General features: G+C 60.1%; 8 protein-coding genes and 1 pseudogene. 2 read left to right on the top strand and 7 right to left on the bottom strand.

Features of this window, described 5'->3' with window-relative positions:
- Positions 1–274: small ribosomal subunit Rsm22 family protein (locus tag QZ213_RS19905; RefSeq protein WP_291687809.1), on the top strand; the 274-nt coding region annotated here is incomplete at its 5' end.
- Between the two features lie 82 nt (positions 275–356).
- On the opposite strand, the gene QZ213_RS19900 is transcribed toward QZ213_RS19905, so the two are convergent.
- The 7 genes from QZ213_RS19900 to QZ213_RS19870 all read right to left on the bottom strand — a co-directional run bounded on the left by QZ213_RS19900 (position 357) and on the right by QZ213_RS19870 (position 8,046).
- A complete protein-coding gene (locus QZ213_RS19900) occupies positions 357–932 on the bottom strand; it encodes a hypothetical protein (RefSeq protein ID WP_291687808.1) in 576 nt (191 codons plus the stop codon).
- A 27-nt stretch (positions 933–959) separates the two neighbouring features.
- Positions 960–3,014, bottom strand: a complete 2,055-nt coding sequence (gene amoB, locus QZ213_RS19895; protein ID WP_291687807.1) for a bacterial ammonia monooxygenase, subunit AmoB — start codon at positions 3,012–3,014, stop codon at positions 960–962.
- A gap of 154 nt (positions 3,015–3,168) precedes the next feature.
- The gene (gene amoC / locus QZ213_RS19890) at positions 3,169–3,996 is read right to left on the bottom strand and encodes a bacterial ammonia monooxygenase, subunit AmoC (protein ID WP_291687806.1); all 828 of its coding nucleotides are present in this window, start codon (positions 3,994–3,996) and stop codon (positions 3,169–3,171) included.
- 225 nt (positions 3,997–4,221) lie between these two features.
- Complete coding sequence (locus tag QZ213_RS19885; protein ID WP_291687805.1) at positions 4,222–4,710, bottom strand: hypothetical protein; 489 nt, start codon at positions 4,708–4,710, stop codon at positions 4,222–4,224.
- A gap of 32 nt (positions 4,711–4,742) precedes the next feature.
- Complete coding sequence (locus QZ213_RS19880) at positions 4,743–6,746, bottom strand: CopD family protein (protein WP_291687804.1); 2,004 nt, start codon at positions 6,744–6,746, stop codon at positions 4,743–4,745.
- A complete protein-coding gene (locus QZ213_RS19875) occupies positions 6,743–7,093 on the bottom strand; it encodes a copper resistance CopC family protein (RefSeq protein ID WP_291687803.1) in 351 nt (116 codons plus the stop codon). The genes QZ213_RS19880 and QZ213_RS19875 overlap by 4 nt, the downstream gene beginning before the upstream one ends.
- Before the next feature lie 197 nt (positions 7,094–7,290).
- Positions 7,291–8,046: a hypothetical protein gene (locus QZ213_RS19870; protein ID WP_291687802.1), complete on the bottom strand. Its 756-nt coding sequence runs from the start codon at positions 8,044–8,046 to the stop codon at positions 7,291–7,293.
- A gap of 512 nt (positions 8,047–8,558) precedes the next feature.
- On the opposite strand from QZ213_RS19870, the pseudogene QZ213_RS19865 reads away from it, so the two are divergent.
- Positions 8,559–8,675: pseudogene (locus QZ213_RS19865) on the top strand (small ribosomal subunit Rsm22 family protein); the annotation flags it as partial.

Raw genomic sequence — 8,675 nt, 5'->3', positions numbered from 1 at the left:
GCGGCTGCCGCGCTCGCGCGCCCACAAACAGATCAAGGAAGTCGAGCTTCCGTTCGAGGACGAGAAGTTCAGCTATCTCGCGCTGACCCGCGCCGCGGTTTCGCTGCATCCCGCCCGGGTGCTGGCGCAGCCCGTCGTCACCAAGATCGAAGTGACGGCAAAACTGTGCACGGCCGAAGGCCTCGCCATCGCAAAAATGCCGCACCGCGCCAAGGCGGGCTACGCCCGCGCCCGCCGCTGGCGTTGGGGCGACGCCGTGATGGAGCAAGACTAGGCGTGTACGCCGCGTAGCCAGCCAGCTTAACGATAGGCCTGCGTGACGAAATCGAGCGCAAAACCGTCACCATCCACGGGCGTCATGCAACCGCCGCTCCCTTCGCGGCGCGACGCCAACGCCAAATGCCGTAGACCATACCGAAACCGATGGCGAGGAGTGCCGCCAGAGATGAATGCCGTAGATAAAATGGCGCCCCGACCGAGAACGGAAACCGTCCAATCACTGGTTGATTTCTGTCGCCCACGGTAACAAGCCCGACGTATTTTCCCGGCTGTTCGAATCGATAGTCGAATGAGAAGGTTCCCATCGGGTAGATCTTCGGCGGAACGTGATAGACAGTTGCACTGTCGAGATCTTGCCCCCCGCCATCGTCCCGGATGATCCTGAGTGCTACCGGAAGATCCCTCAGCACGTCATCGATAAAATCCAGAACGACGATCGTCGCCCCTGTCGAAGGGATGTCCTCACAGAACTCCTTCCTGTACCCGTCTGCGGGTTGGTAACCGGTGAAGTGCATGACATACGGGCCGACGCGGAGCTTGCAGTAGTCCTTTTCCATGCTGAGCCCGCCATGTGCGGTCGCCTCGCCGGCGATGAATACGGCTACTAACAGCCACAGCAATCCGCCAGCGCAGCGCGCGACGTGAAGGTTCATCGCGTGCTCCACATCATTGCGCTGCCATCAGCGAACGAAAGTCGGAACGATGGTCCCGTACACGTTGGCGATATGCCGCTCGCCGTCGCTGTCGTAGAAAAACAGCAGCCCACCAAAACTGCTATCTGGATCGCGCATCAGGCTCGTCAAGCGCTCGGCCTCCCAAGCCACATCCGCGGCAACGAACTTTACGGTCCTGGTTTCGCCGGGTTGCAGGGGAGTATTCGGCTCCACCTGCAGGCCTGACTTCGGCAGCAAGTCCTTCGGATAGGCCGGGTCAACATGCGCGTTGGCAGCGGGAACCAAATGATCGACAAAGCGCAAACTGGCGCTGGTGAATTCCCCGAGCTGCAGAGGCTTGGTGTATTTGTTAGTGATCTCGATCGTGATCCGCATTGCCCGCCCTGGAACGTCGTAATTCGCCTTTGTCACTTTGAGGTCGACCGCTTGCGGCGGGACTGGCAATGGATTGACCCGCACCCGTCCGCCCTGCAGCGGGATGGTGTTTGGATATTCGTTCTCGGCCCATAGGAATCCGCCGCTCACAAGCACGATAATGCCAGCCAGCGATGCAGCGGCAACGATCCGGTCCTGGCGCGTGATCAGCGCCTCCTCGCGACCGGCCTTCAGCGCCATATAACGCGGCAGCAGGAGCGGCCGTCTTATCCACCACAGCAACCACAGGATGGCGAGGACCAACCAAAGGGCGTGCCAGCTAAATACCGTACCGAGACCCCAGTCCTCGAGATTGGCGATCTGGGTCCCGTCGAGCGTCGTAACCGGCTGCCGGAAATCGTTGAAATTTCCGGTAACGTCGATCCATTCGCCGGGGCCCGGCAGTGGCCCGGCTTTCTGGATATTGAGCATCGGATGGATGTGCCACCGGCCGGGAATGCGGCCCTTGACCACGATCTTGAAGTCATAGTCGCGGCCAAGCTGAAGACCGGTTGACTGGATCGCCGGCACGCCGTCGATATAGGATTCGACGCGCGTCATCGCCCCGCCCGGCGAGGCAAGCCCTAGAAAAATCGTGTCGGGTTTGGGCAGAATCTCGGGCCAGTCTTCGAAAATCCGGAACTTGCCGGTGATCGTGATCTCATCGTTCACCGCCGCTTTGGTCCCGGAAAACTTCACGTCGTACCAATGCACGGTACGCATCCGCAGGAACGGTTCCTGGTTGCGCTCGCCATGGGCTTGCGTGGGCATGCTGTACAGAACACTGGTCAGCAACACCGCGAGACCCAGCACGACCGTTGCCGGTCGCACCACAGGGCTTGTCGCGGTCGGCGCAGGTACGGTCTTGTCCGAAAGCCCCATCCATTTACTGAGTTTGCTTGGTACAAACGCCGTCGTGGCCAGGAGCTTGCCGATATGCCACCAGACGAAGTACATGAGGATACACATGAACCCCGAGAAGAAGGCGGAAACCACCGCGGAATGGCCACCGAATGTGCGCAGCGTGCCCCGCTCGATGATGCGCAGATATTCCGGCATGCTGCTGCGTGGATAAACATAACCGATCATATCTCCGACCGTGAGGAGCGATCCAATATGCTCAAGCGGCAAACGGTACGCAGCCAACATCGGCCAGTTTCCGGGATAGAAAAGCAGTGCGAAGAGCATGCCGCCGAAAATGCCGCTCATGATGAAATTGCCGCCGAGGAGCAGCACCAAATCGAGCGCTATGGCGCCAGGCAACATGGTCGCCGGCCAGATCAGCGAATAGGGAAACCAAGCCCAGATATGGAAGCCGTGGACCCTCACTATCCATTCGCCCAAGAGCAGCCCGACACAGCAGAGTGTGGCGCCGATGGGCAGACGGAAGTAAGTCCAAAGGATGTAGTGAACGGCCGCCGGAAAGGTGATCAACAGCACCGGGGTAAAAGTCGGCCAGAACTCCCTGTCCTTCCAGTCGTTCCAGAAATCCCAGTCGCCGATCGTCAGTTCAACATGGATGTGGTATGCTGCAACCAGCACGATAAAGATCGCAGCAGCGACCAAAAAATCGAAGGTCCGAGATACTCTCGCGGCCGCGCCTGACGGCCACACCCCACGCCAAGCAGTCTCCGTGATGTTTGCCACGTTGTCCCCCCCGGTCAGCCGCGGAATCGTTATTGGTTATTGCGGCGTTTCGTTATCGCAGCCTTTGCAGTTCCCCGCGGCCGATGCCGACCCGGCCAGAGATTGACGGATGCAAGATATTGCGTCCGGAATCCGGCCGTGGCCGCAGCGGTTGTCAGATCGTGTCAGCCAGATGCTCGGCTTCTTCCGCGCCGTAAATCTTCTTCAACAGTTCAATGATGTTCGGAGTGACCTGCATCAGCAGGCCCCCCAATGCCAAGGCCGACCAGCCGAGAACGACAAAGCCCCAATGCAGCGGGGCGATGAACAGCTCCTCCATCAGCCAGAAGGCATGCCCCCACTCGTTGAAGCCGAGATTCGGCAGAATGAGGAACGGTCCGGTCACGCCGATGACGAACGGGACCGAGATCGCTTTGGCAAACTGCGGTAATCGCGTCGTGGCGTACAGGTAAGATCCGATCCCGAGGATTATGTAGAGCGGGATGGTCAGATAGAAGAGGACGATGTGGCTAGGCGTAAAGCTGGTGTCGCGCACCACAACCTGATGCCAGGACGCGTCCTCTTCGCCGAAGAAGCTGGCGGTAAAATAGACGGCGAACACATAGCAAAGGATCCACGCAACCAGATTGAAGTACCGTTTGAGTTCGGTCTTCGGTTCTATCTTGTCGAGGTGCCGGTCGCGGGAGAACCAGAGATACGACCAAACCACGGCGGCAGCAATCGCAAGAACGGTCAACTCGGTGTACAGCAGCGTCATCCAGTATGTATCGAAGAGCGGATTGGTCGAATCCATGCCTGCGGACCAGGCGAACATTTGCTGGTAGACCCTGGCGGCCAGGTAGATCATCGCCAGACCGCCCATAACCATGAGCGTGACGCCGAGGTTCAAATACTTGTCTTTGGCCGCGTGCTCGGCTGCATCTTTGGTCGCGCGGTTGGTCGCAACAATACCGCTCGTTCCCACATCCAAAGCATGTGTCATGCGTCATTCCCTCCCATTTTTTATAGATCAGGATATGAGTCTGCTTTTATAGATCAGGATATGAGTCTGCGACACGCAACGTCAAACCTTTTGTGTCAACAAGCAATAGAAACTGACTCCCGTGAACTGTTTTCGTACGGGAAGACTGCGACGGAATGCGAGTTATTCTCAACTACAAGATGGGCGATTTCATGAGGCCGCTGCTTGAAACGCTTCTGCAAGAAATTATTGCGGCGCATCACGCGCGACGGTCACCGTGATCTGTTGAACCGTGTCCGCTATCGTCCGGTGTTGCGCATCCGACCAATAGACTCGCAACGTGTTCTTGCCGGGCTTCGCTGGCAGGTCGAACAAGAACAGATAGCGGTCCTCACCAAAGCGGACGAGCTGCTCTCGGCTCGGCATCATCGATACGTCCTGAGCATCGATGTGAAGATGCGTGCCTGGCACTGGAGCGCTCATCGTCATTTTGCTCAGGTCGGCCGGTGTCTGAAATACGATCGCAAGGCGAGTGCCTACGGTGGCACCGTTTTCCGGCATCAGTATTTTCAGGGGCGGCAACTGCGCCGGTGCCTCGCTGGCGTTCCGCATCGTGTCCCCGCCGGGATGCTGATGGTGCATTTGCTCCTTGTTGGATTGCGCGACTGACGGCGACGCGGCGAGCACCGCCAGCACCGGGAGCATCTCGAAAAAGCAGGCCCGCTTCGAAGTCATCAACGCCTCCCTCTGTTCATTGTGATTCACGACTAATGAACGTGATTGTCCGGCGCCGGCAGTATTTGTGGCTCCGTGTTGAGTTTGTCTACCTGCTGGAGGAGCCGGTCCATCGGACTCCATCCGTTGGGCTCCTCGTCGGCAACCCAGCGACCACGAATATAGCCGAACCGATCAATCAGGAATTCCATATGGTTTCTCTTCATGCCCAGGCTGCGACCATCGCCGCGGTTGACCAACGTGCGCGACAAGAGTTCGTAGCTCTCCCGGATCTCGTCGGCGCCGTCGCGAACGATGGTCGCGGAGCCGCTAACGCCGGCATCGAGCATATTGGATATCACCAAGACCACCAGGCCGCTGGTTCGCATCCGATCTAAGTCCCGATTCAATTCGCGCATGCGCGTGAGGCTGCGCTCTTGGCCAGGGTCTGGAAAGACAAGCAAGACATTCCTTTGCTCCCGAAAGTCCTTGAGCTCGCGGGCCTTGTCGTCGCCGCCGTCCAGGTAGAAGCCGGGGGCGCCCAGCCAGGGGCGCTCGGAAACGATCGAGGGCGACAGCAGGCGGGCCTGAAAGCCCTGGGAAAAAGCGCGCAAGAAATTGATCACGTCCCATCGATCTTCATCGCTCAGGACATCAGCGAATCCGGGCATGTTGCTTGGCTGAATTCCGTGCTCCAGCCACCAGTACATGTCGCCCGCCGTGTGCAGCGCGGTATGCGGTTCGCTAAGATTCGCCGGCTGCTTCGGCAGCCCCTTCGCCGCCGGCCCATCGCCAAGGCCGCCTGGGCCGTGGCACGCGGTGCATAGCCTTTCGAAATGCTTCTTTCCTTCGGAAATCGACACCGTCAAGTACGCCACCGTGGAACGGAGGTACGTGTCCGGGTAGGCCGGGACCGTCAGGGACCACAACGCTACTCCCATTCCCACCAGACCTGCGGCACTGACTGCTGCCAGCTGTGGCGCCGCCATGCTTTGCCGGTTTCCTACCAGCCAGGCTGCGGATAACGCCGCAAGCACGGCCCCGCCGACGACCCACAATGGCGTCGGCCACACGGGCCAGGTCGCGTCAATTGCGAAACGGAATGGCAGCCACCAGTAGGGCTGTTCGTGAGCCGCGGGCTTTGCCTGGGACAGCATGCCGGCAAGGCCGAGGACGACGGTCGCCAGGCCCAGTTCCAGCGATACCCAGCGCGCTGCGGCGGCGTATCGTTGGGGCGCGCGCGACACTGTCGTTACAGCCGGCAGGAAGACCCGGCGCATATGGTTGGCGACGAGCAAGATGCCCAACAGCACCGCGACCTTGCCGCAAATCAGCAAGCCGTAGCGCGTCCCCAGAAGATCGCCCTGCGTGTCTACAAAACCGGCGCCGAGCGCCACACCGGAGACGACGGTCGCGACCACGCAAACCGTCGCAAGTCTCGAAAAGCGATTGAGCGCCACAGCGGTGTAACCACAGCGCTCGGCGTTCGCGAACGGGCCGACCGTCAACACCAGCCCGATCCAGGCCGGCAAGCCGCCGATCCACGCGCTGACGGTCACCGCGTGCATGATGTGGAACGGCAGGAGCCAAGGTGCCAAGTCGTCCCCGGCGGCGTGGCCGGCCAGCGGTCCGGCCGCAGCGACAGTCATCGCCAGAATCAAGACCAGTCCGACGCCCGCGCGCTCCGATCTCGGCAGTTTCGCTTTTGGCAGAAGAAGGGTGGGTACGAGCAACATCGGCACGAGCGCAAGCTTGAGGAGGGCGACACGGCCGTACCGCGTATGAAACGCAAAGCTCTTCAACCATTCCACTTCATCAATCATCCGCTCAAGGGGCAGATCGATGATCGCGGCCGTCTGAGCGACAAAGCCCGTAACGGTCGCCAGGAAGAAAATCAACACCGCCCAGGGGAAAGTTCGGTTTGCTCGATCGCGCCACGCGCGCAGAACTGGATCCGCTGTCGGACGACCCAACAGCAGAAACGCCGCGCCGCCGATGAGCCAAGCCAGCGACAGGTACCCCGCGAGGCGAGAGAGAACCGAGACAAGCTCGGTCACGGTGACTTGGCGTCGGTCTTAACGCTGAACTGGTAGCCGTACTCGACAACGTGTCCGTCTTGCGAGAGAACACGGTAATGCACGGTAAAGACGCCTGAACCGATGGTCGCTATCGGCGCCTTGATGCATTTTGGGTCACTGCCGGCTTGCAACTTGCCCAAGAGGACGGTGGTCCCGTTCGCGTCCTCCAAGGTGACCGACGAGAACTTCACCTCGACTGCCTCATTGAAGCAAAGATCGAGCGACTGGGGAGCTTGCGTCAGCACCGAGCGACTCCCGGGCACAGACCTGACCAGCGCAGCGTGTGCACGTGCCGAGGTCGGCACTGCCAGTGCGATCAGGGCCATGATTGTCATTTCTCTCAACATGTCCTAACCCACTCCTCCCTGGTTTCCTATTTTTCGCCATCGCGTCACCGTCGACTGTCGCCGTGAAACGCGGGCTCTTTGCGGTCAGCAGTTCATCATCGCTACCGGCATCATTGCGGTCGCGCCATCGAACCATTGCACTTTCCCAAAACTTCCCTCTGAGGTGGTTGTCGAACTCAAGGGGATCCGGCGGATTGGAGAAACTGGATGATCCGGCTTCGCAAGGGGGGCCAGTCCTCGTGCGCCCCGGCTCCCTCGCAGTAGTCGGTTCGCCCACCGGGCGCACACCCCGCGAAGGTGACGCACCCGTCGTCCTGTGGCAAGGGCGGCTTGGCGGGATCGCAGGCGTTGCAGCGTGCCCACCAGAATGCCGCCTGCTTTCCCCAGCCTGGAAAATGCATGTCCCGTTTGCCGTGCATGACCATCACCGGAAGGGGCTCCGGGCATTGAAAACCTTCAAGGTCCTTCCCGGAGAAGCCGGCGGCGCTCGGGGCAATTGCCGACACGGTACCTTTGGTTTCTTTCAGAAGGGCGAGCGCGGTCGACACGGTTCCGCCGTCGGAGTGTCCCGTCGCATACACTCGGTTTGGATCGACGCACCAAGAGCTGGCAACTTCCTTGGGTACCCGCGCCAGCCCTAGTACCGTTTGCTGCGAGAGGGGGCGGCTGCCAACATAGGCTACTATGAACCCTCTGCGGGTCGCATCGGTGGTCAGGCGAGTAAGAGATTCGTTCTGTTCCGCAGAATGTCCCGCTGGTGCGTAGACCATGAGCAGGGAATGCGCATAGGTGGGATCGAGGTTTGCCGGTGCCCTCACGTTGTAATGGAAGCCGTCGCGCGACGAGAGTCCGTTAGTGGCACCTGCTGCGCCCGGCTTGTTGTCGCAATAGCCTCGGCGAGCAGCGGGCGCATACGAGAAGCTCGCGACCAAGGTCCCCTCCGGCGCTTCTGACGATCCGGAGCACGACGCCACCACAAGCACAATAGCAACGCGCATCCCGATACCAATCGGTCCCGCTGCCCCTCCGAGGCGGGCAAAGCCGGCCCCATCGTTGCTGGCGAAGATACAAACGAAGGCTGAAGAGAATGCCGCGACCCGGTTCGCGGAAGCAGCGAACCTACGCAAGTTCCCACGTTCGATCATTCTTCGTAATCTTGACGGGCGCACCAAGATCGAACACAGCGTAAGAACAGAGCGCGTCATGATTTGCCCTCACGGCCGGCTGGTTGTCGATGTGTCGACGGCGACAGCGTCACTAGCTGTTGCTGATGGGCCGATTGAGAGAACGACGACGAAAATTGCGGCCCCCGTGAACGCAACTCCAGCCCGGTAGCTAATTTGACCCCGTTGTTACATCATAATTTTCATGCGCGCTGCTATCCTAACTGCCCAAAACCGCACTGATCCAAGTCAAATACCGCGTGACGGTGGGATCGCGACCGGGCGCGCATGTCGCAGCGCCCTGCCCGCACGACGGCAAATGTCCGCTCCACGCCCCCGACTGGTGTCATTTCACGCAGCGGCTGCCGCGCTCGCGCGCCCACAAACAGATCAAGGAA

Source organism: Bradyrhizobium sp. (genome assembly GCF_017881085.1).
Classification (GTDB): Bacteria; Pseudomonadota; Alphaproteobacteria; order Rhizobiales; family Xanthobacteraceae; genus Bradyrhizobium.
Note: the sequence above shows the minus strand (reverse complement) of the source record. Positions and strands in the feature narration are given on the sequence as shown.

What these genes read in the sequence shown, in the direction of transcription:
- QZ213_RS19875 (WP_291687803.1), bottom strand. Translation starts at nt 7,093, where the DNA reads ATGGCCCTGATCGCACTGGCAGTGCCGACCTCGGCACGTGCACACGCT.
- QZ213_RS19885 (WP_291687805.1), bottom strand. Translation starts at nt 4,710, where the DNA reads ATGACTTCGAAGCGGGCCTGCTTTTTCGAGATGCTCCCGGTGCTGGCG.
- QZ213_RS19900 (WP_291687808.1), bottom strand. Translation starts at nt 932, where the DNA reads ATGAACCTTCACGTCGCGCGCTGCGCTGGCGGATTGCTGTGGCTGTTA.
- amoC (WP_291687806.1), bottom strand. Translation starts at nt 3,996, where the DNA reads ATGACACATGCTTTGGATGTGGGAACGAGCGGTATTGTTGCGACCAAC.